The sequence below is a fragment of the Streptomyces sp. SID3343 genome, assembly GCF_009865215.1.
Taxonomy (GTDB): Bacteria; Actinomycetota; Actinomycetes; order Streptomycetales; family Streptomycetaceae; genus Embleya.
In genome coordinates this window covers 1-1,269 of sequence record NZ_WWJX01000895.1, presented here as the reverse complement: position 1 = coordinate 1,269, position 1,269 = coordinate 1, and the positions used below count along the sequence as shown (strand labels likewise).

At 70.0% G+C, this 1,269-nt stretch carries 2 protein-coding genes; one reads left to right on the top strand and one right to left on the bottom strand.

Going from position 1 to position 1,269, the window contains the following annotated elements; genetic code table 11:
• Window positions 1-241, top strand: a 241-nt coding sequence (locus GT354_RS27655; RefSeq protein WP_237535510.1) for a response regulator transcription factor, incomplete at its 5' end; no start/stop codon positions are given.
• Between the two features lie 62 nt (window positions 242-303).
• Here GT354_RS27655 and GT354_RS27650 read toward each other — a convergent pair.
• A partial coding sequence (locus tag GT354_RS27650) for a DUF3533 domain-containing protein (RefSeq protein WP_161359095.1) occupies window positions 304-1,269 on the bottom strand: 966 nt, incomplete at its 5' end.

Below are 1,269 nucleotides of genomic sequence, written 5' to 3'. Positions count from 1 at the left end.
CGGCGGCGCGTCGTCGCCGGCCCGCGACGTGCTCCTGACGTCGCGGGAATGGGAAGTACTCGAATTGCTCGCGAAGGGCCGGACCAACCGGCAGATCGGCGAGGAGCTGTTCATCAGCGTCAAGACCGCGAGCGTGCACGTGTCCAACATCCTGGCGAAGGTGGGCGCGGCCTCGCGCACCGAAGCCGTGGCGATGGCCTACCGCAAGGGCCTGATCGCCGACGACGAGACGACCCGCTGACACGTGCGCGGCTACCGCGAATCGTCGATCCCGACAAGAGCGGAATCCGGCCGCGGCGCGGATCACTCCGTCCTGACCACCATGCGATGCAGGTGCTTGCGGTCGTAGTAGGTCGTCATCGCGAAACCGAACACCAGCGCCGCCGCGGTGCCGACCGCGGTCATCACCCACGCCCGGGTGAGTCCCGCGTCGGCGCGCGCGTCGAAGTACATGATCGCGCGGATGCCGTCGCTGAGTTGGCGCATCGGCTCGAACTCCGACAGCACCCGGTAGAAGGACGGCAGCGCCTCCAGCGGGATCGTCGCCCCGGAGGAGGGCAGCGCGAGGGCGACGAAGACGAACATGCTCACGATCTGCCCGATCCCACCGAAGGCCGCGTTGATCGCCTGGACCCCCAGGCCGACGGCGACGGTGGCGCAGAACGAGAAGATCCACAGGAGCGGAAGGTGGGTGGTGTCCAGATCCAGGATCAGCACGGCTGCGATCATGATCATCGAGCACGAGAGCGCGGCGATCACCACCGACATCGCGCTCTTGACGGCGAGCGTCGCGGTACGGCTGATCGGCACCACCGGACGCCGGGTGCGCCACGGACCCAACTCGCTGTAGGCGTAGCCCAGGCCCACGTCGACGCCGTTGCTGATGATGCTGCCACCCAGGAACGCGGTGAGCACGACGAGCAGGGTGTAGTAGAAGGCGGCCAGCCCCACACCGGTACGCACCCCGATGGGGTGGCCGACCTGTACCCGAACGGCGATGGGATCGGCCAGCAGCAACCGGGCGGCGCCGGTGCTGCCCGGGTCCTGCCCCTGGGGCCCGGCGGTCAGGGTCTTGCCCAGTTCCAGCGAGGCCTGGTGCACGGCCAGTTGGGCGATCTGCGAGGCCAGCGACGAGGCCAGGCTCCCCACACCGGGATTGGTGAGCACCACGGCGGTCGGCCGCGCGGGCGGCCCGGACGTGGGGGCGCCGAGCCCGGCGACGGCGACGGTGAAGTCGGCCGGCACCTCCAGCGCGCCGGCCAACTTGCC